The organism is Pseudomonas sp. GW821-FHT09C10, assembly GCF_059418085.1.
In genome coordinates, this window is sequence record NZ_JBWKPE010000005.1 from 380737 (window position 1) to 401978 (window position 21242).

The following is a 21242-nucleotide window of genomic DNA, read 5'->3' on the forward strand; positions in this document are numbered from 1 at the left end:
ATCGACATGGGACTGACACGACGTGAAGCGTTGTCGAGCATCGCGGCGGTAGGCGGCGAAAAAGCCGTCAAGGATGCACTCGCGGTACTCGGCCTGGGGCCGTCATCGCACCGCCGACCGCAACCGTTGAAACTCAAGGACGGCCTGGGGCAGGGCACCCGCGTGCTGGTGCTGGGCGCCGGGATTGCCGGGCTGGTCACCGCCCTGGAACTGACCCGCGCCGGGTTCAGCGTGCAGGTGCTGGAAGCCCGTGAGCGGGTCGGCGGTCGCACCTGGACAATCCGCCATGGCGACCGCGTGGACTACCAGGATGGCCGTACGCAGACCGCCGCGTTCGAGCCGGGGCATTACTTCAACGCCGGGCCGGCACGGATTCCCAGCCAGCACCGCACGATCCTCGATTATTGCAGTGAGCTGGGCGTGCCGCTGGAAGTGCTGGTCAATAGCAGCCATGGCGCCCAGGTGCGGCCGGATGTGAACCAGCCGGCCTTCACCGTCGGCCAGGCGATCAACGATGCGCGCGGGCATTTGTCCGGGTTGCTGGCCAAAGCGGTGCAGCGTGATGCCCTCGACGATGTGCTGAGCGCCGAGGAACGCACGCGCTTGCTGGCGTTTTTGCACGTGTATGGCGACCTGTCCCAGGAGCTGACCTTCGAGGGCACGATCCGTTCGGGGCACCTGGAATCGCCTGCACATCCTGGCGCCTTGCCCGCCAGCCGCAGCCCGTTGGCACTGGACCAACTGCTGCACCCCGAACTGTGGGGCGCCTTGCTGCACACCGAATTCCCGGAGTTTTCGGCGACCATGTTCCAACCGGTGGGTGGCATGGACCGCATCACCGACGCCTTCTACCGGCGCGTCAGCGATCACGTGCAACTGGGCGCCCAGGTGCGCCAGATCCGTCAGTTGGAAGGCGGCGTGGCGGTGACCTACCACGACCAACGCAGCGGTCGCGAGCAGGTGGTGCGCGCCGACTATCTGGTCTCGACCTTGCCGTTGCCATTGCTGGCCAAGCTCGACACCGACTTCAGCGACCCGATCAAGGCCGCCTTGCTCAGCACCCGCAGCGACCAGGCCACCAAAGTGGCGTGGCAGTCCCCACGCTTCTGGGAAACCGACTACCGCACCTACGGCGGCCTGTCGTGGATCGAACACCCGGCGCGCCTGCTCTGGTACCCGAGCAACGACCTCAACACCCGCGAGGGCCTGCTGGTGGCCGGCTACGTGACCGGGGAGGGCGCCGATGCGTTTGGCGCGCGACCGTTCGACCAGCAGTACGCCACTTCCAAGGAAGCGGTGGAACTGCTGCATCCGGGCTACTCCAGGCACCTGCGTCACCCGCTGGCGGTGTCCTGGGAACAGATCCCCTTCAGCGAAGGCCCGTGGCTGCAACGCGAACACTTCCCCGCCGATGCCAGCGCCTTGCTCGAACAGGGCCACGGCCGCGTGTACTTCGCCGGCGACGGCCTGGTGCAAAGCGGGGTGGGCATCTGGCAGGAATCGGCGGCCAACTCGGCGCGGCATGTGGTCGCGCAACTGGCTGAACGCGTGACCCAACAACGACAGGTCGCGGCACTCGCCGCCTCTTAAGGAGACACATCATGAGCGACAGCATTCAACGCACCAGCGTCGGCGATTTCCCGATCTCGCAGACCGTCACCGTACCGGCGTCCGCCAGCCTGATCTTTGTCAGCGGGACCTTGCCGGACCTGGTTGATCCAACGGTTCCCGGGGTGTTTGGCAACACCGAAGTGCAGACGGTTTCGGTGTTCAACAAGCTGCGCCAGATCCTGCGCCAGCAAGACCTGGACCTGGGCGATATCGTGCAGTTACGGGTATTCCTGGTCGGCGCCGAGGAAACGGGCGGCAAGCTGGATTTCGCCGGGTTGCAGCGTGGGTATACGCAGTTCTTCGGCACCCCCGAGCAGCCGAACAAGCCGGCACGTACCGCGTTGCAGGTCGTGGCGTTGCCATTGCCAGGTGCACTGGTGGAAATCGAAGCCATCGCCGCCAGGACGGCGTGACAATCCCTCGCAAGTAACTCCCCTCCAGCCCCCTCACAACCGCTTCGGGGCTTCGGCGTGACTGCGCCGAACGCCCCCGGCGGGCGCCTGCCAGACAGCGTTTCCAACCTTCCTGAAGCCCCTCCCGCACAAAGATAAATCTTGTATTTAAACGCCTGCGACGTATTATCCAAGCAATGTCTTGTGTATATACCTGAGGCTGGATTTCCCTTTCGACAAATACGGAGGTTTGAATGACTGTGGAGGCAGGGTTACTGGGTCACTCGATGTCAGTGTTCCTGGGCGTACAGGCCGTTGGCTTGAGCCTGTGGCTGAGCATTGCGGTGCTTAACAACTGGCAAGCGTTTCGCAGCTCGGTAGGCGCGGTAGGCGCGACGATGGCCATGGAGCCGTTGCGCCAGAGCCCCGCCATCGATATTCCCTTGCTGGTGCGGGCCGTGCGTTCACCCCGTCTGCACCAACTGGCGCTGCTGGTGGTGCTGGCCCTGCAATTGGTCGCTGCACTCGCGGCCTGGACCGGCAGTTATCAGTTGATCCTCGGCGATGGTCTGCTGTCGGCAAGGCCCTGGCTCAACCTCGCCCTCAGCGCGTTTTCGGCGTTTGTCTTCGCCATGTTGCTGGGGGGCTTGTGGTTCGGCTACTGGATTCGCCAGGAGGGGTTGCAACTGACTCATCTGGTGCTGTCGATCTGGGCGGTACTGGCCTTCTTCCTGTTCAACCACAGCTGGCTGTGAACCGCGCGTAACGCACTCATCGTGATAAGGACGTCCATGAACAACAAGAAGATAACCAGCCTGGTGTTGATTCCGGTGGCGGTCATCGCGGTGGTGATGATGTCGCGCGCGCCGTCCCAGGCCCAATCCGCCGACGCCCCCGCCAGCGCCTTGACCAAGGTGGCCCTGGGGGCGGTGCAATTGCGCCCGGCCAATGTGTATTTCGCCGGCGTCGGTGAGCTGGAAGCGGCCTCCCAGGTGCAGGTTTCCGCCGAGGCAGGTGGGCGGGTCACCTTGATCAACTTCGAGTCGGGCCGCCAGGTCAAGGCCGGCGAGGTGCTGGTCAAACTCAACGATGCCCCGGAACAGGCCGAGCAGTTGCGGCTGCAGGCCCAGGTGCGCAATGCCGAGATCATCCGCAAGCGCGTGACCGGGCTGGTCAGGGAAAACGCCGCGACCCAGGAACAACTCGATAACGCCCGGGCCGCCCATGACATGGCCCTGGGCGAGTTGAAAAAAGTCCAGGCCCTGATTGCCCAGAAGACTATCCGCGCGCCCTTCGCCGGGGTGCTGGGGATTCGCCAGGTCAACGAAGGGCAGTACCTCAATGTCGGCGACCGCATCGTCAGCCTGGTCAATACCCAGGTGCTCTATGTCAATTTCTCCCTGGATGAGCAGCTCAGCCGCCGCCTGGTCGTCGGGCAAACCGTGGGCGTGCTGATCGACGCCTACCCTGACCGGGTGTTCAAGGCGCGGATCAGTGCCGTCGACCCGATGATCGGCCGCTCACGCACGGTGCAGGTGCAGGCCACGCTGGAGAGCCCGGACGCCCCCCTCAAGCCGGGCATGTACGCCAGCGTCAAAGTGGCCGATACCGAGGTGGCCGATGTGCTCACCGTGCCGGAAACGGCGGTGGCCTACACCGCCTATGGCGATACCGTTTTTCTTGCCCGCCCGGACCAGGGCGCCACGCTGGTGGTCAAGCGGGTGGCGGTGAAAATCGGCCAGCGCCAGGACGGTTGGGTCCAGATCCAGGAAGGCTTGCACGAGGGTGACCAGGTGGTGACCTCCGGGCAACTCAAGCTCAGTGACGGCATGGCGGTGCAGGCGACCGATGACACCCTGGCCCTGCCTGCGTCCAAACCGCCTGTGACGGGCATCTGATTCTTCGCCCAGAGAACGCTCATGACTTTCACCGATATTTTCGTTCGGCGGCCGGTGCTCGCGCTTGTCGTCAGTATTCTGATCCTGCTGCTGGGGATCATGTCCTTGTTGCAGCTGCCGATCCGCCAGTACCCGATGCTGGAAAGCTCCACCATCACCGTGACCACCGAATACCCCGGCGCGTCATCCGACCTGATGCAGGGCTTCGTCACTCAACCGATTGCCCAGGCGGTGTCATCGGTGGAAGGCGTGGATTACCTGTCGAGTTCGTCGGTGCAGGGGCGCAGCGTGGTCACGGTGCGCATGGAGCTCAACCGGGACTCGACCCAGGCCCTCACGGAAGTCATGGCCAAGGTCAATCAGGTGCGTTTCCGGCTGCCGGAGCAGGCCTATGACCCGGTGATCGAACGCTCGTCCGGCGAGTCGACGGCGGTGGCCTATATCGGGTTCTCCAGCCCGACCCTGTCCACCCCGGCCTTGACCGATTACCTGGCACGGGTGGTGGAGCCGGTGATGAGCACCATCGAGGGCGTGGCCAAGGTCCAGGTGTTCGGCGGGCAAACCCTGGCGATGCGCCTGTGGATCGACCCCGCACGGCTGGCCGCGCGCGGCCTGACCGCCGCCGATGTAGCCGACGCGGTGCGCCGCAACAACTACCAGGCGGCGCCGGGCAAGGTCAAAGGCCTGTTCGTGGTCGCCAACCTGCGGGTCAATACCGACCTGACCAACGTCAATGACTTTCGCGATTTGGTGCTGCGCAACGATGGCAACGGCCTGGTGCGCCTGAAGGATGTCGGCACCGTGGAGCTGGGCGCGGCGTCGAGCGAAACCAGTGCCACCATGGACGGTGTTTCGGCCGTGCACCTGGGGTTGTTCCCGACGCCCGGCGGCAACCCGCTGGTGATCGTCGACGGTATCAAGAAACTCCTGCCGGACGTGCGCAAGACCCTGCCGCCGGACGTCAAGGCCGAGCTGGCGTTTGAAACCGCGCGCTTTATCCAGACCTCCATCGACGAGGTGATGAAGACCCTGCTCGAGGCCTTGCTGATCGTGGTGATCGTCATCTACCTGTGCCTGGGGTCGTTGCGCACGGTACTGATTCCGGTGGTGACCATCCCCTTGTCGATGCTGGGGGCCGCGGCGCTGATGCTGGCGTTCGGTTTCAGCCTCAACCTGTTGACGCTGCTGGCGATGGTGCTGGCCGTGGGGCTGGTGGTGGACGATGCGATTGTGGTGGTGGAGAACGTGCACCGGCATATCGAGGAGGGCAAGACCCCGGTGGCGGCCGCCCTGATCGGTGCGCGGGAAGTGGCGGGGCCGGTGATCGCCATGACCATTACCCTGGCGGCCGTGTATGCGCCTATCGGCATGATGGGCGGCCTCACGGGTGCGTTGTTTCGGGAGTTCGCCCTGACCCTGGCCGGCGCGGTGATCGTGTCCGGCGTGGTGGCGCTGACGTTGTCGCCGGTCATGAGCTCGTTCCTGCTGCAGTCCAAGCAATCGGAAGGGCGCATGGCGCACCTGGCCAACCGTTTCTTCGACGGCCTGGCCCTGCGTTATGCCAAGGTACTGGACCTGTCGCTGCGGCATCGCTGGCTCAGCGGGCTGTTTGCCTTGCTGGTGATGATCAGCCTGCCGTGGCTGTACCAGTTGCCGCAGCGGGAGCTGGCGCCCACCGAGGACCAGGCCGGGCTGCTCACCGCCATCAAGGCGCCGCAACATGCCAACCTGGAATACGTCGAGCGCTTTTCCGCCAAGCTGAATGAGGTCTATGGGCGCCTGCCGGAAACCGTCAGCACCTGGATCATCAATGGCAGCGACGGCATCGCCTCGAGCATTGGCGGCATCAACCTGACGTTGTGGGGCGAGCGCGAGCGCACCGCCGCGCAGATCCAGGTCGACCTGCAGGCGGCCACCAACGACGTGGAAGGCACCAGCATCTTTGCCTTCCAGTTGCCGGCCTTGCCGGGCTCCACCGGTGGCCTGCCGGTGCAACTGGTGCTGCGCAGCTCCCAGGATTACCGCGTGCTGTACGAAACCATGGAGCAGATCAAGCAGAAGGCCCGCGACAGTGGGTTGTTCGCCGTGGTCGACAGTGACCTGGACTACAACAACCCGGTGGTGCAGGTGCGGGTGGACCGGGCCAAGGCCAACAGCCTGGGGATTCGCATGCAGGACATCGGCGAATCGCTGGCGGTGCTGGTGGGGGAAAACTACCTCAACCGCTTTGGCCTGGAGGGCCGCTCCTATGATGTGATTGCCCAGAGCCCGGGCAGTGAGCGACTGACGCCCGAAGCCCTGACCCGCCAGTATGTGCGCACGGAAGACGGCACACTGATTCCGCTGTCGACGGTGATCCAGGTGTCCGAGCACGTCGAACCCAACAAGCTGACCCAGTTCAACCAGCAGAACGCCGCGACCTTCCAGGGCGTGCCGGCGGCCGGGGTCACCCTGGGCGACGCCGTGGCGTTCCTGGAAGGCGTCACCGCCGAGTTGCCCGTGGGGTTCAGCTACGACTGGCAATCCGATGCGCGGCAGTACACCCAGGAAGGCAATGCGCTGCTGCTGGCGTTCCTGGCGGCGGTGATCGTGATTTACCTGGTACTGGCGGCGCAGTACGAAAGCCTGATGGACCCGCTGATCATCCTGATCACCGTGCCGCTGTCCATCAGCGGCGCGCTGATTCCCCTGGCGCTGGGCTATGCCACGATCAATATCTACACCCAGATCGGCCTGGTGACCCTGATCGGGCTGATCAGCAAGCACGGCATCCTGATGGTCGAGTTCGCCAACGCCCTGCAGGCCCAGGAACACCTCGACCGTTCCGAGGCGATACGCAAGGCCGCGCAGATTCGCTTGCGGCCGATCCTGATGACGACGGCGGCCATGGTGGTCGGCCTGGTGCCGCTGCTGTTCGCCTCGGGGGCCGGGGCCAACAGCCGCTATGGCCTGGGGGTGGTGATTGTATCGGGCATGCTGATCGGCACCTGCTTCACCCTGTTCGTGCTGCCGACGGTCTACACCCTGCTGGCCCGCAAGCATTCCTTGGCGGCCGCGACCCCACGGGCCCAGTCCCTGGCGCAAACCCTGAGGAGCGAACCATGAAGCCCGGCAAAACTGTCACGACCCTGCTGGCGTTGGCGCTGCTCAACGGCTGCATGGTCGGGCCGCATTACGAAAAGCCCGTAACCCCGCCGATCAGCCTGGTCACCGCGCAAAAGGATTTGTTTGCCCGGCAGGCGCCGGTGCAGACCCAGTGGTGGGCGTTTTTTGACGACGCCGAGCTCGATCGCCTGATCGACACGGCGTTGGCGCATAACCATGACATCCGCCAGGCCCAGGCCAACCTGTTGGCCTCCCGTGCGGTGTTCGATGACCGCCGGCTCGACCAGTATCCCGGCGTCACCGCCCGTACCGCCTATGGCCGCAGCCTGGAGCAGCAGTTGCCGTTCGACGGTGGGCCTCCCGAGCGGATGCTGTCGCAGACCTATCGCGCCGGCTTTGATGTGCAGTGGGAGATCGATGTGTTCGGGCGTTTGCAACGCCTGACCGCCTCGGCCATGGCACGTTCTCAGGCAGCCCAGGCGGACCTGGCGCTGATGCAGTTGAGCATCGCTGCCGACGTGGCGCGTTATTACTACGAGCAGCAAGGCTTGAGCCGCAGCCTGGAGGTGGCCCAGGCCCAGGTCAGTGCCTGGCGCGAAACGCTCACGCTGACCAGCGCCCAGGTGCGCGCCGGTAGCGGCCAATTCGAGGATCAGCAAAACGCCCATGCCAACCTGCTGCTCAGTGAGGCGGCGATTCCACCGTTGCTGACGCGGATCCAGGAAACCGGTTATCGCCTGGACGTATTGACCGGCCAGCCACCGCGTCAACGGCAGGCCCTGGCCAAGGCGCATTTCCTCGCGCCCCTGGCCCGGCAACTGCCCTTGGGCGATGTCGACCAGTTGATCCGCAATCGTCCGGATGTGGTCAGCGCCGAACGCCTGCTGGCGGCCAGCACCGAAGACGTCGGCGCCGCCACGGCGGACTTGTACCCACGCCTGAACCTGGGCGGTTTCATTGGCTTCTTCGCCCTGCGCGGCGGCGACCTGGGCAGCGCGTCCCGCGCGTATGAGCTGGCGCCGTCGGTGGACTGGCCGGCGTTTCGCCTGGGCAACGTGCGCGCACGCCTGCGCGGTTCCCAGGCCCAGGCCGAAGGTGCCCTGGCGCGCTATCAACAGTCGCTGCTCAAGGCCCAGGAAGATGTGGAAAATGCGCTGATGCGCCTGGCGCAGGACCAGACCCGCCTGGGCGCCTTGCTGGCGTCCGCCACCCATGCCGAGCAGGCGATCGACATCGCCAGCAAACGCTACCGCAGCGGTTCGGGCACCTACATGGCGGTGCTGGAAAACCAGCGCGCGTTTTTCCTGATCAAGAAGGACGTGGCCGATGCCGAGACGGCGTCCTACCTCAACGCCATCGCGTTATACAAGGCGCTGGGCTGGGGCAGTGGCGGCGCGCAGCAGGCTCAATCAGCGGACAAACCATTGGCCAGCAACTGAGCCTTGAGATCGGGCCGGTAGTTACGTGCATACGTGCGGCCCACGGTGCTTGACCAGGACTGGCCGTCCGCACGGCCGATGATCTGCCAATGGCGCATCAGGTGCTGGTCATAGGCACTGATCGCCGGTGCCAGCGCGGCCGGGTTGTAGCGCTCGTCGTGACGGAAGGCTTCGATGCCCATGCGCGGTTTCTGTGCCGCCGGCTCGTGCACATGACCCAGGGCCAGGCCGCACAGGGCGAAGGTCTGCTCGGGCAGCCCGAGCAGCTCGATCATCGCCTCGGCGTTGGCACGAATGCCGCCCACCGGTACCACGCCCAACCCCAATGAGCGTGCGGCGATCATCAGGGTGCTGAGGATGATGCCGCCGTCGGTGCTGGCGGCGATCAGCCCTTCCAAATGCCGTTGGATCTGCTGTTGCTGGCCATTGAGCGAGGCACCGACGGCGGTCTTGTGAAAGTCCACCACCAGGGTGATAAACACCGGCGCCGACGCGATCCAGGGCTGGCCGCCGGCTATTGCCGCAATGCGTTGGCGGGTGCCTGCGTCGCGCACGACCACCACGGAAATATGCTGGGCATTGAAGGACGTCGGCGCCAGGTGGCCGGCCCGCAAGATGGCATCCAGGTGTTCGTCGCTGACGGGCGTGGGTTGGAAGCTGCGCTCGCTGCGGTGGTTGGCGAGCAAGTCGATAGTCGGGGTCATGGCCTTATTCCTTTAGGGCGGTTGGTGTGGGGCAGTCAGGTGCGCGGTTGAATGTTATAGACGCAACGCCGGTCCCCGGAGATCAGGTGTTCGCAGCGTTCGACAAGGGTGTCGTCACCCATGGCTGCACGAAATATCTGCAGCTCCGAGCGGCAGAAACCCTGGCATTTGCGCGCGGCGGCGCAGATCGGGCAATGGTTTTCGATCAGCAGCCAACCTTCACCTGCGGGTTCCATATGCGCCATATAGCCGGCGAGTTCGCGGATGCGCACCAGGATGGCGACTTTTTCTTCCAGGGATGAGGCTTGCGAACACGCCTGGACGTATTCCTGGCGGTTGGTCGCTTCCATGCTGGTGATGATTTTCTCGATGCCGTCACTGCCGAAAACGCCCTCGATGGATTCGATCAGGTGCAGGGTCAGCACACTGTGGGAATCGGGGAATTTATTCTGCGCGGTGTCCGTCAGGGCCCACTTCAACGAAGGGCGGCCGGCCCCGGAGGTGGGTGCCGAAACGCCGACGATCAGCTCCGATGTCTGCAATTTCTGGATTTGTTGCCGGGTTGCCTCAAACGTGAGTTCCAGCAGGGACGCCAGTTCGGTGGTTTTCAGCGGACCACGGGTCTTGAGCAAAAACAGGATGCGTTCAGCGGTGGATGACTGGGTATCGTCGGCAGGTCTGGAGGTCATAAATCGCGTGTAACCATGGGGAGTGAGGGCATCACTGGAGTTCGTCGACCTTTGGCGCCATCCATTGCGTAAGGGGTAGTGGGCATGAGCATAGTCATTTTTGCTGCTCAGGAAAATAATAAATAAATGGAATCAATAGGTAATTATAAATAGCAAATAATTATAAAAGGTTTGGCTTGCTTTTGTAGGACTTACGACTAGGATCGTAGCTAGCTTTTTGGAAGCTGCTCGTAAACATTCATTTGCACACGACTCCGGACCGTTAAAAAAACACGCTGCGTCCCAAGCACTCATCGCTCACCGACGCCAGTGAAGACAAAAACATTCAAGGAAGAGAATCTGTATGAATGCGCAAAAGCCGACGACCATCTATGAGCACGCCGATGAAGTAACCGCTCTGTCCAGCGTGGTCGACCTGGTGAAACTCTCCGACCAGTATCGACAATCCGCCATCCTTCACTTCGCCGTAGCGCAGCACCTCTTCGATCACACCGCCCGCCCGGCTACCGCCAAGGCGATCAGCCAGCAATTGGGCTGGGTGCCCAACAAGGCGAAGATCTTTCTCAATGGCCTGGTCGCCCTGGGCCTGTTGAAAAAGTCCGCCGACACCTATACCAACCAGCCCCTGGCCGAGCGTTTCCTGGTCAGCCGCAGCGCCGAGTTCATCGGCCCGATCATTGCCCACCAGCGCTTGCAGTGGCAGAACTGGCCACGCCTCGGGGAAATCCTGAGCAGCGCCGAGTCCATGGATTTCCAGCAGGAGAACCGCTTCAAGCACGACATTGCCGCACGTGATGCCTTCAACGATGCGATGGTGCGCTTCAGTCAACCCATGGTCGATGTGCTCAAGGAATTGCCGGTGTTCGATACCGCCAGCAAGGTCATCGACCTGGCCGGTGGACACGGCACCTATATCGCCGAAATCGCTCGGCGGCACCCTCAGGTCCAGGGCGAAATCTGGGACCTGGCCGCCACGCGCCAGTCCGCCGAAAGCACCGTCGAGAAGTACCAGTTGGCGGGGCGCCTGACGTTCAAGGAGCGTAACCTGCTGGACCTGGCCCGCTACGAAGGTGAAAGCGCCGACGTGATCATGGTCAATGATTGCCTGCACTATTTCACCCGCGAAGAAACCAGCACGCTGATCCGCTCGGCGGCCCAATTGGTCAACGACGGCGGTTCGTTGCTGGTGCTGAGCATGACCCTGGAAGACGATGAAATTCACCCGGCGCTGTCGGCGGATTTCTCCCTGCACATGATGGTCAACACGGTGCACGGCGAACTGCATCCCACCCGCTGGATCGCCGAACAGATGGTTGCCCAGGGCTTTGAGGTGGTCCAGGAGCCTATCGGGCGCTACAGCCTGTTGATCGGTCGCCGCACTGAGGGGAGGGTCGCCTGATGCTGCGCTTTATTACCTTGTACAGCTCCGACACGGCCGCACGTCTGAACGGCTTTCTCGAGTCGTTGAACACCTGCGCGAAAACCGCCGGTTTTGAACTGTGCGCGGCTGTTGAGGGCGCGCAGTTACCCCAGGCCGACGGGTTTATCCTGCTGGTGTCGGCGGCAGACAGCCTCGATACCCTCACTGCCCGGCTCGCGGCATTGGCCGATGGCTACCACAACAAGGCGGTCAGCATCGTGCGCCTTGCCGAAGGCAGCGCCGGGCAACCTGCCGGCGATCCGCTGAACGCGGCATTGCTGCAACGCACGGCCTGTTTCATTTACCCCCATGGCCTGGCGATCACTGACGCGGGCGTATCCCCGGACACGGTGAAAAACTGGCTGGCCGGTTTCTCCAAATTCGCCGCCGCGATCAAAATGTGGCGGTCCCTGGAAGGCGTATCCATCGAGGCGGCCGCGCTGGAATCCCAGCGTCCGCAACTGACCCACATCAACATCCTCACCCGTAACCTGGAAGCCTCCCAGGCGTTTTATCGCGACATCTTCGGCGCCCACTATTGCTACAACCTGGGGCCGCGCAAAGTGGTGATGGAGTTGAACGGGTTCGACTTCTTCATCGAGCACAATCCCGACTTTGTCTACCCGCCGGGCTACCACATCGGCATTCGTGCGCTGCCGGAGGATGTCAAGCGCATCGCCGACAAGGTGGCTGCCGACGACAACATCACCCTGGTCAAGGGCAATGGCCCCGCGCCGGGTTATCACCACGGTCCGGACAACGTCCGCACGGCCGTGTACTTCGAAGATCCCGATGGCCTGGTGGTTGAGGTGTACTCCACCGAAATCGAGATGATCGAGACCAATCGAAGGTTGCTGCTCGACCGACTCTGATACCTGACTGATCCACACGCCGAGCGGTTTCGCGCTCGGTCGTGGATGTGTTCGCTCGGAATAAAGGTGTACCTATGACGAATCAATACGGTTGGCATTGGCCGACGCTGCCGAGCCCTTTGCCGAAGAACGTGTCTGATCGGGTATTGATGGGCTACCCGCAGGCTTACGTCGAATATGAACTGACCCGGCAAATCGCCGACGCCACCGGACAGCTGATGAGTGCGCCCATCGAGCAGCTGCTACGGGTGGTCGAGTCGGTTGCCGAACCCCTGGTGCGGCGTATCGCCGCCGGTGAAGTGCTGGGCTACAAGGGCGACCCGCGCATCGACGTGTTCAGCCCCGCCATGTGCGACGTTCCTGCCGCCCAGGTCGAGATCGGCCTGGAGCCGCAGCGCGTCGACGCGGTCATGACCGCCTACGCCGGGCTGGGCCTGGACCGCAGTTGGATCGAGAAAGAAACCCCCAACCATCGGGTCGACCTGGCGAGCTTTCGCATCGGTCGCTACCCGGTCACCAACAGCGAATATCGCGCCTTCCTGCTGGATACCGGTTATCCGTTCCTGCCGACCGGCTGGGCCTTTGGCCGCTTTCCCCAGCACCAGGCCAACCACCCGGTCTACAGCGTCAGCGACGTGGATGCCGACGCCTATGCCCAATGGCTGAGCCGACGCACCGGGCGGGCGTTCGCGCTGCCCAGCGAAGCACAGTGGGAATACGCCGCGGCAGGGCCGCAGCGCTCTCAGTTTCCCTGGGGCGAAACCTTCAATGTCGAGTACGCCAATACCATCGAGTTGGGGTTGCTCACGTCGACACCCGTCGGGGTGTTCCTCGAGGGCGCCTCGATGTTTGGCGCGCTGGACATGGCCGGCAACGTGGAAGAGTACGTTGCCGACGATTATCGGGCCTATCCGGGCGGGCCTGAGATCAACGATGACCTGGTGCTGGATGTTGGTAGGCACCGGGTAGCCCGTGGCGGCAGTTTCACCCGCTTCAGGGATCTTGCGCGCAATCAGCGCCGACATGGACGTTATCCAAGACCCATCTATGTCATGGGATTCCGTTTGGTAGAAAACCACTCTGGCCAGAACGCGACACTTCCATAGAGGCTATGCCATGGACACTCCAGTAACGCTTCATACGCAAGTTCCCATCTCCATTCTTGGCGGTGAGGTCAACGCCCACTTCTACGGGTTCAAGGGCTTTGACAAGAACAATGAACACTTTGCCGTCAGAGCCGGTGAGCCCGATGCCGATGTGCCCCTGGTGCGCGTGCATTCCGAATGCATCACCGGTGATGTATTCGGTTCCCAGCGCTGCGATTGCGGCCCGCAGTTGCAGGAAGCCCTGAAGGCGCTCGATGCCGAAGGCGGCTACCTGATCTACCTGCGCCAGGAAGGTCGCGGTATCGGCCTGTATTCGAAGTTCGAAACCTACCTGCTGCAAGACGCCGGCATGGACACCTACGAGGCCAACGTGAAGCTCAACCACCCGGAAGACTCGCGCAGTTTCGCCCCGGCGGTCGCCATGCTGAGGGCCCTGGATGTGCATCGCTGCCGGCTCCTGACCAACAACCCGGACAAGGTCAAGCAGTTGCGCGATGGCGGGATCGACGTGGTCAGCTCAGTGCCGACCGGGGTGTTCCTGACCAAGCACAACCACAACTACCTGCGATCAAAAGTCAGCAAGTCGAGCCACACCATCAAGCTTTGATTTCATTCTCCAGGAAAAGGACTTTTCGATGAGACACATAGGCCCTATCAGCGGCGTCGCCGCCCATGCTGGTGAGTTCATCGCCACCGCCGGCTACGACAACCAAGTCATTCTGTGGAACGCCCAGACCGGGCATTCGATCCACCGTGTCAGCCATGACCACCTGGCCAACCAGTGCGCGTTCAGTGCCGATGGCAAGTACCTGGTGAGCGCCAGCAGCGACTACACCGCCCGCGTCTGGGAAGTGCCGAGCATGCGCCTCAAGGCCGTGCTGTCGGGGCATGACGACGACGTGGAAATGGCGGTGTTCTCGCCGGACGGTGCGTCGATCGCGACCTGCTCGCGCGATCATCAACTGCGCCTCTTCGACCTCGACGGCAACCTCAAGGGCACCTGCCGGGGGCATCAGGCCGATGTGATTTCCGTGGTCTGGTCGCCGGATGGCAAGCGCCTGATTTCCAGCAGCGACGACGGCACGGTGCGCCAGTGGGACACCAGCACCTTCGAGCAATGCGATGAAGTCGACATCGGCGGCGTCGAGACCGATACCGTCGCCATTACCCGTGCCGGCGTGGTGTTTGCCGGTGACGATGAAGGGCGCATCTCGATCATCCATGGGGGCGAGATCCGCTCCATTCCTGCCCACGATGCCGGGATCAAGCGCATTGTCTGGAATGATGAAAAACAGCTGCTGGTGACCTTGAGTTATGACCGTCTGGCGATCCTCTGGCGCTTCGATGGCACCCAGCTGGAGCGCCTGCGCAGCACCAATTTGCCGAGCATCGTCTGGCCGCGCAGCTGTGCGTTCGTCGGCAGTGACGCCTTGGTGTTCGCCACCTTCGGCTCGCGCTACGCCACTTGGGATTATGAACACGATCAGTGGACCGTGGACGGCATTCAGCCGGCGGTGAGTATCAACGCCGTGGTGACCACCGAGGGCGGGCAATACAGCATCGGTGACGCGGGCCTGCTGTTTCGCGATAACCAGCCCGTGAGCGGCGTCGGCAGCCTGTGCAACTTCCTGCTGCCGTTCGGCCCACTGTTGCTGACCGGTGGGCAGATGGGCCAGGTGTTCGATGCCCTCAGCGGGCGCCTGTTGTATCAGCATCGCTCGCCGCTCAACTGCGGCACCACGTTCCAGCGCAATGGCCAGCTTCATGCACTGATCGGAACCTACACCGGCGAAGGCCTGGTGTTTGTCATCGCCGGCGATAACAGCCTGGAACTGGTGGCCTCGATCCCGATGCACGACAACGCGATCAAAGGCGTGGCCGCCAACGAGCATCACTTGTTCAGCGTGTGCGCCTCGGCCGCCGCCGCCCTGCACAATATCAGCGACTTCAGTTGCGCGCGGCATATCGAAAATGCCCACACGCGCATCTCCAACGGTTGCTGCCGGGTCGACGGCGGTTTCGCCAGCATTGGTCGCGACCTGAAGCTGCGCCTGTGGCTGGAGTCCGGTGACGAGGTCTATGACACGCCGCACCGCAATTCCATCAAGTGCATTTGTGCCTCGGCCGACGGGGAGGTGATTGCCACCGCGAACTACAGCGGCACCATCGCGCTGTTCGACTTGCCCAGCCGTTCCTGGCAGCAAGTGCAGCGTCCCACCGCCAGTGGTATCTCCTGCATCACCCACAGCACGGCCAGTGATGACTTCCTGGCCAGTTCCTACGATGGCCAGATCTACGGGATCGCCACCCGTCGCGCCTCTTGACCCAAGGACTGCCTGATATGAGCAAGCAAGCGCAATTCATGGACGTATCGACGTACCGCCGTGCGCTCGACACCTCATTTGTCCACCGCTACAGCCATGGTGAAGATGAGTGGTCCTGGGACATCGGCATGGCCAAGGCCGCTCGGGTATTCCTCGAGGCACTGGGGCCGGCGCCGGACCAGCATATCCTCGACGTGGGCGTCGGCCGTGCGCGGGATGCCTCGGAGTTTATCCTGGCAGGGCACCGGGTGACCGGCCTAGACATCGTCGAGAATTCCAGCTGGCCGCTGCTGCGCAAACGCTGGGGCGAGCGTCTCAGCCTGGTGTGCAGCGCCCTGCAGGATTGGCAGCCACCGGCAGGAGAGGTGTTTGACGGCGTACTCGACAATGGCTGCTTCCATCACCAGCATCCGGATGAATGGGACCGTTACCTGGCCAATATCCGCCAGTACGCCCGCCCTGGCGCGTTGATCGGGCTCAACGTCTTCGGCGTCGACGCGAGCAACCCGGAGCCGGGCTGGCGCGAGATGGATAACCAGCGTCAAGGTTACTTCTTCACCGAGCAGGGCGTGCGCGACACCCTGGAAGCGTTTGGTTTCACCTGGCAGGATCTGGTGGTGATCGAGCGCCAGCATGGTGAGGCGGTGTACCTGTTGGCGCTGGTTCGCACATGAGCCTGGCGCTGGCGCGCGACATGCACTTCATGCGGCTCGCCCTGAAACTGGCCGACCGCGGCGCCTTTACCACGGCGCCGAACCCGCGGGTCGGTTGCGTGATCGCCAAGGGCGACCTGCTGCTTGGCCAGGGCTGGCACGAGTGGGCGGGGCAGGCACATGCCGAAGTCAATGCCCTGCGCGAGGCGGGCGTCGATGCGCGGGGCGCCACCGCCTATGTCACCCTGGAGCCGTGCGGCGGTCATGGGCGCACGCCGCCCTGTGCCGACGCGTTGATCAGGGCCGGCGTGGCGCGAGTGGTGATCGCCAGTGTCGACCGCTCCCAGCATGAGCATCATGGCATTGAGCGACTTGAGGCGGCGGGGGTGCTGGTCGAACACTTGCCGTGTCCGGAGGCGCGCGAGTTGAACCAGGGGTTTTTCTCGCGTACAGAGCGCAAGCGGCCGTGGCTGAGGGTAAAGCTGGCCATGAGCCTGGACGGGCGCACGGCCCTGGGTAACGGGCAATCCAAATGGATCACCTCGCCCGAGGCCCGGGACGATGTACAAGTGTGGCGCGCCCGGGCCTGCGCGGTGCTCACCGGCAGCGGCACGCTGCTGGCGGACAACCCGCGCCTGACGGTGCGCCTGCCCGACCCGCACGCGGCGTTTTCCGTTCCGCTGCGGGTGGTGCTCGACCAGCACCTCAAGGGCGATGCCAATACCCATGTGCTGGATGGCGCGGCACCGACCCTGGTGTTTCATGGGCCCGGCGTCCAGCCGGCGCACCCACCCCCTGCGGGTGTGCGTTTCCGGCAGGTCGGGGTGGACGGCGAAGGACTTGACCTGCGAGAGGTCATGACGGTCCTGGCTGAGGAGGGGTGCAACGAGGTCCAGGTCGAGGCCGGCCCGGTATTGTGTGGCGCCTTTGCGGCGGCAGGCCTGGTGGATGAATGGCTGGTCTACATCGCCCCGCTGTTCCTGGGCAGTGATGCACGGCCGTTGCTGGCGCTGGATGGCTTGACCGATCTGGGGCAGGCGCAACCCTTGTCGATCATCGAGCAGTGCCTGGTGGGGGCGGACATCCGGGTGCGATTGCGCCCGGTCGCCGCCCCGGCGTGATTATTTGCGGCAGGTCAAACCGATCTGCAGGCTGTTGCGCTCGAACAGCTGCCAGTACCCCGCACCCATGGTGGTGCGGCTGTGTTCGCTGATCAGCGGGGCGACCCAGGTGAGCTGGTTGAAACCGGCTACCCGTGCGGCTTCTTCGTACACGCCTTGCTCCCAGCGATAGTAGGTAAACGGTGCGGGGGGCGATGACATGAATTGCGCATTGCAGCGAAACCCGCCAGCGACCGGGGTTTCATCGAACACCTCAATTCCGTAGCGGGTGAAATTGCCTTTTTGCAGTTCGAACGACGGGTTGGCGGTGTAGGCCACCAATTGACCACCGGGCTTCAGGTTGTCGGCGGCCGACTGAAACATCTTGCTCAGCTCGTCGACACTGCTGGCATAGTTGAACAGCCAGGCCGCCGTCACCATGTCGTAGGCGCCGATACGGCCCATCTTCGCCACATCCCGCACTTCGTAGGCGATACCGTCGTTGGCTTGCCGCGCCTGGTAAATCATGTTTTCGGAAATATCCACGCCATGCACCTTGGCCGCCCCCCAGTCCTTCAACTGGCGACTGAAGAAGCCATGCCCACACGCCAGGTCCAGGATATGCAGGCCCTCGATATGACCGACCATGCTGCGGAAGGTGTCGACCTCGACCTTGCGCTGAGAGGCTCTGGCGGTGAAATCCTCGAACTGTTCACTGATGCGTTCGTACACTTCTTTGGATTCTTTCATCTGCATGCCACTCCTTCGAATATGCGGGCTGGGGGATGTGCAAGCCTTGGCATTTTTATGCAAGGTATGACTTGCGATATTAGGCCTAACGCCTCGATTTAACAAACGGCTTGGTGGACGGTGCGCCTCGATCGGGTCAGCCTGCCGATAGACGCGCGCTGGGTTAATTATGCGTTTGTAGAATATCTTCTATTGTTTTGATCATTATTTTTAATGATTAGCATAGATCCACAAAGCATTTCACAAGCCTGTCGATGGGCCTTATGGTCCTCCTCCATAGGTCAGCGTCGCTGCCATCCACGGAGGAATATCGTGATGTCCCATTTATCCCGGCAACTCAGGCTCGGTGCCATCCTCACCGGCGTCGGCACCGCGCAAAACGAATGGTTGCACCCGCAAATCCCCGGCGACGCCAGTGTGGACATCAATTGGTACCGCACCCAGGCGCAACAGGCGGAAGCAGCGAAGTTCGACCTGGTGTTCATCGTCGACAGCCCCTACATCACCCCGGATTCGGCGCCGCATTTTCTCAACCGCCTGGAGCCGTTGACCCTGCTCTCGGCCGTGGCCGGCGCCACCTCGAAGATCGGCCTGGTGGCCACCCTGACCACGTCCTATACCGAACCCTTCAACGTCGCCCGCCAGTTTGCCTCCCTGGACCTGATCAGCGGCGGCCGTGCCGGCTGGAACGTGGTCACCACCGGCCTCGAAGGCGCGGCCGGCAACTTCGGCCGTGAGCAGCATATCGACCACACCGAGCGCTATCGCCGCGCGGCCGAGCACCTGGAGGTGGTGCAGGGACTGTGGGATTCCTACGAAGACGACGCCTTCGTGCGCGACAAGGCCAGCGGCGTGTTCCTCGACCCGCAACGCCAGCATCGCCTGGATCACCATGGCGAGTTCTTCTCGGTGACCGGGCCGTTGAATATCGCGCGCTCAGCCCAGGGCCAGCCGGTGATTTTCCAGGCGGGTATTTCCGAATCCGGACGCAGCCTGGCGGCCAACTATGCCGAGGGCATTTTTGCCGGCGTGGGCAATTTCGAGGACGCCCAGGCCTACTACCGCGACATCAAACAACGCACCGCCGCCGCCGGACGCAACCCCGACCACGTGACCATCCTGCCGGGCATTTCGCCGATCATTGCCGACACCGACGAACAGGCCCAGGCCATCGACCGCGAACGCAATGGCGAGCTGGATCTGAACAAGGCCCTGGTGCAGTTGGGGCGACCGTTCAATTACCACGACTTCAGCCAGTACCCGCTGGACGAGCCCTTCCCGGACCTGGGCGACCTGGGCAGCAACGGCTATCGCGGGCATGCCGAAAACATCAAGCAAGTCGCCCGCGACCAGCGCCTGACCCTGCGCGAGGCGGCGTTGCGCTTTGCCAAGCCGTTCTCGAGCTTTGTCGGCTCGCCCAAGACCGTGGCCGACGAGATCGAACGCTGGTTTGTCGAAGGTGCGGTGGATGGGTTCAATATCCACGTGGGTGCGCCGGATGACTTTGCGCGGTTTACCGACCAGGTGCTGCCGTTGTTGCGTGAGCGTGGGTTGTTTCGCCGTGAGTACAGCCACAGCACGTTGCGCGGGCATCTGGGCTTGCCGGTGCCGGTGAATCGGCATACGGCGGCAAGGAGCGAGGCGGCCTGAGGATTACCACCATTTCCAGCGGCCCTGTTGTTTCAGGGTCGCGATAATGACTAGGCGTGTGTGGCGTAACTCCACCGACTTTTGCCGCAGTTCGCGGCAGCGGTTGCTGTTGAGAATGAGCAGGCCGACAAGTGGGCAGAGCAGGGCCAGTGCATAGAGATAGGTATTGGGGCGCCAGAGAATGGCGGGTAGGGATATCAGCAGGCAAAGGAGGTAGATCGCGACGTTTATCCAGACCCAATGGATGCGGCCGTAGAGCACTTCGTATTTGGCCAGGGCGAATACTGCGCCCAAGCCCGCGGCGCTGAAAAAGCATGTCTTGGCGACAAACTCTACGGGGTGAGTCGGCAAATACGTAAGCATCGCCAAGATCGTTGTCAACGCTATCGAGAAACATCCTGCCAATGCATCACCTCCAATCACGGGCATGAACCGCTTGAGAAGTTGCCAAGGGTTCTCAATAAAGAGAGATGAGTAATATTGGCCTTTTATCTTCCGTTGTTGGCTCACTGGTTAACTTCCTCGTAGATGCCCAACGCCAGAGTTCTTACGTTTCCAGAGACTGTACTGCTGGTAAAACCGAGCAAGGCCGCAGCTATATCCATTTTGTGTGCGGCAGTAGCACGCTGCATTTGAATAGCGCTGATACGTTTGGCCACATTGCCGGAGGCTTTTTCCAGCTTGAGCAACTTGGTCGTTAGTCTTGGATCTCGGATTTTAAGCAGCTCATTGTTCAATTTTGTCCGTTCTTGCCGTGTCATCCCTCTAAGCACTTGCCTAGCTGTTTTTCCGGTTACTTTTGTGGTCGTTGTGACGACTTTCACGGTGACGAGTGCCGAGCTGGCAACACCCATCAAAGCAATACCGTCCAACACTGCTGTTGCGGCCTCATACCACGTCTCGTTATCCAAGTAGTCATTAACCTCTGGAAAGGCTAACTCCGATGCTGTACGTAAAGCGCCACCGATGCATTGAACTGTACTTGCAACGGCAGCAGCTTTACCGATAAACGAAATTATCGAGCTGGCCCCAGCTGTAAAAGGCATCAGCGCAGCCCCACTCGCAATGACCATCCAACTCAACACTACTCCGGTGCATGCAATTGCCGTATTTATAGCTTCCACCGCCAACCTCGACTCCCGAGGCTCATGCTCCAACATCCGCTTGAACTCCACCGGCCCCACATACCTCGGCGCTTCCCGCAGCACCACCTTGATCGGCCGCACACTGCAAATCGCCTGGAACTCACGCAGTACCACCACGTTGAAATCCCCATCGATATACACCACCCCCGCACCGATCAACGTCGGGTCGGCGTCTATGGCGAAAAAAAACCGCCGCAGGTCGAGGCTGCTTTCAATGCGTTGGCGTGTAGTGCGGTGGGCCGAGGGGAATCCATCCTTGAACAGGGCGACGGTCATTCCTGAACTCCTTTTTTTGGGAGTTGAGAGAGTAAAGACGCCGCGACTGGGATGAGTGTCGGAAGCTTCGCCATTTGCAGTCGGGCACTTCCTGACGCGACTTTGACG

At 62.5% G+C, this 21242-nt stretch carries 19 protein-coding genes; 14 read left to right on the forward strand and 5 right to left on the reverse strand.

The features are described 5' to 3' along the window. Positions 1 to 6: 6 nt before the first annotated feature. The 6 genes from AC07OT_RS13270 (at position 7) to AC07OT_RS13295 (ending at position 8445) form a co-directional block, all read left to right on the forward strand. Complete coding sequence (locus AC07OT_RS13270) at positions 7 to 1590, forward strand: flavin monoamine oxidase family protein (RefSeq protein ID WP_495108255.1); 1584 nt, start codon at positions 7 to 9, stop codon at positions 1588 to 1590. 11 nt (positions 1591 to 1601) lie between these two features. Then, positions 1602 to 2024: a RidA family protein gene (locus tag AC07OT_RS13275; RefSeq protein WP_027607428.1), complete on the forward strand. Its 423-nt coding sequence runs from the start codon at positions 1602 to 1604 to the stop codon at positions 2022 to 2024. A 233-nt stretch (positions 2025 to 2257) separates the two neighbouring features. After that, positions 2258 to 2758: a DUF2165 family protein gene (locus AC07OT_RS13280; RefSeq protein WP_065940302.1), complete on the forward strand. Its 501-nt coding sequence runs from the start codon at positions 2258 to 2260 to the stop codon at positions 2756 to 2758. A gap of 36 nt (positions 2759 to 2794) precedes the next feature. Next, positions 2795 to 3901, forward strand: a complete 1107-nt coding sequence (locus tag AC07OT_RS13285) for an efflux RND transporter periplasmic adaptor subunit (protein ID WP_141155546.1) — start codon at positions 2795 to 2797, stop codon at positions 3899 to 3901. A gap of 21 nt (positions 3902 to 3922) precedes the next feature. Then, positions 3923 to 7006 (forward strand): MexW/MexI family multidrug efflux RND transporter permease subunit, encoded by a 3084-nt coding sequence (locus tag AC07OT_RS13290; protein WP_495108256.1) that lies wholly within the window; start codon positions 3923 to 3925, stop codon positions 7004 to 7006. Continuing rightward, entirely contained in the window at positions 7003 to 8445 is a 1443-nt protein-coding gene (locus AC07OT_RS13295) for an efflux transporter outer membrane subunit (protein WP_495108257.1), read from the forward strand. The genes AC07OT_RS13290 and AC07OT_RS13295 overlap by 4 nt, the downstream gene beginning before the upstream one ends. Here the strand turns inward: AC07OT_RS13295 and AC07OT_RS13300 are convergent. Next, positions 8412 to 9149, reverse strand: coding sequence for a nitroreductase family protein (locus AC07OT_RS13300; RefSeq protein ID WP_495108258.1), 738 nt, complete (start codon positions 9147 to 9149; stop codon positions 8412 to 8414). The genes AC07OT_RS13295 and AC07OT_RS13300 overlap by 34 nt on opposite strands. A gap of 35 nt (positions 9150 to 9184) precedes the next feature. Then, the gene (locus tag AC07OT_RS13305) at positions 9185 to 9838 is read right to left on the reverse strand and encodes a helix-turn-helix transcriptional regulator (RefSeq protein ID WP_065940298.1); all 654 of its coding nucleotides are present in this window, start codon (positions 9836 to 9838) and stop codon (positions 9185 to 9187) included. Positions 9839 to 10181: 343 nt separating this feature from the next. Between AC07OT_RS13305 and AC07OT_RS13310 the strand changes: the two genes are divergently transcribed. The 7 genes from AC07OT_RS13310 to ribD all read left to right on the forward strand — a co-directional run bounded on the left by AC07OT_RS13310 (position 10182) and on the right by ribD (position 17334). After that, positions 10182 to 11237, forward strand: a complete 1056-nt coding sequence (locus tag AC07OT_RS13310) for a class I SAM-dependent methyltransferase (protein ID WP_115486974.1) — start codon at positions 10182 to 10184, stop codon at positions 11235 to 11237. Continuing rightward, complete coding sequence (locus AC07OT_RS13315) at positions 11237 to 12130, forward strand: VOC family protein (protein ID WP_495108259.1); 894 nt, start codon at positions 11237 to 11239, stop codon at positions 12128 to 12130. Before AC07OT_RS13310 ends, AC07OT_RS13315 begins: the two co-directional genes overlap by 1 nt. 74 nt (positions 12131 to 12204) lie before the next feature. Next, a complete protein-coding gene (locus tag AC07OT_RS13320; protein WP_027607437.1) occupies positions 12205 to 13236 on the forward strand; it encodes a formylglycine-generating enzyme family protein in 1032 nt (343 codons plus the stop codon). 10 nt (positions 13237 to 13246) lie between these two features. Then, positions 13247 to 13843 (forward strand): GTP cyclohydrolase II RibA, encoded by a 597-nt coding sequence (gene ribA / locus AC07OT_RS13325; protein WP_027607438.1) that lies wholly within the window; start codon positions 13247 to 13249, stop codon positions 13841 to 13843. A gap of 28 nt (positions 13844 to 13871) precedes the next feature. Continuing rightward, on the forward strand, positions 13872 to 15560 hold the full coding sequence (locus AC07OT_RS13330) for a WD40 repeat domain-containing protein (RefSeq protein ID WP_495108260.1): 1689 nt from the start codon (positions 13872 to 13874) through the stop codon (positions 15558 to 15560). Between the two features lie 17 nt (positions 15561 to 15577). Beyond that, complete coding sequence (locus AC07OT_RS13335) at positions 15578 to 16234, forward strand: SAM-dependent methyltransferase (RefSeq protein WP_495108261.1); 657 nt, start codon at positions 15578 to 15580, stop codon at positions 16232 to 16234. Then, on the forward strand, positions 16231 to 17334 hold the full coding sequence (gene ribD, locus AC07OT_RS13340) for a bifunctional diaminohydroxyphosphoribosylaminopyrimidine deaminase/5-amino-6-(5-phosphoribosylamino)uracil reductase RibD (RefSeq protein WP_495108262.1): 1104 nt from the start codon (positions 16231 to 16233) through the stop codon (positions 17332 to 17334). The genes AC07OT_RS13335 and ribD overlap by 4 nt, the downstream gene beginning before the upstream one ends. Here the strand turns inward: ribD and AC07OT_RS13345 are convergent, their stop codons facing one another. Next, on the reverse strand, positions 17335 to 18063 hold the full coding sequence (locus tag AC07OT_RS13345) for a class I SAM-dependent methyltransferase (protein WP_495101191.1): 729 nt from the start codon (positions 18061 to 18063) through the stop codon (positions 17335 to 17337). 315 nt (positions 18064 to 18378) lie between these two features. Between AC07OT_RS13345 and AC07OT_RS13350 the strand changes: the two genes are divergently transcribed. Next, positions 18379 to 19713, forward strand: a complete 1335-nt coding sequence (locus tag AC07OT_RS13350) for an LLM class flavin-dependent oxidoreductase (RefSeq protein WP_495108263.1) — start codon at positions 18379 to 18381, stop codon at positions 19711 to 19713. 3 nt (positions 19714 to 19716) lie between these two features. Here AC07OT_RS13350 and AC07OT_RS13355 read toward each other — a convergent pair whose 3' ends face one another. After that, complete coding sequence (locus AC07OT_RS13355; RefSeq protein ID WP_495108264.1) at positions 19717 to 20223, reverse strand: hypothetical protein; 507 nt, start codon at positions 20221 to 20223, stop codon at positions 19717 to 19719. Beyond that, the gene (gene ssp4 / locus AC07OT_RS13360; protein ID WP_495108265.1) at positions 20220 to 21134 is read right to left on the reverse strand and encodes an Ssp4 family T6SS effector; all 915 of its coding nucleotides are present in this window, start codon (positions 21132 to 21134) and stop codon (positions 20220 to 20222) included. Before ssp4 ends, AC07OT_RS13355 begins: the two co-directional genes overlap by 4 nt. Positions 21135 to 21242: the final 108 nt, after the last annotated feature.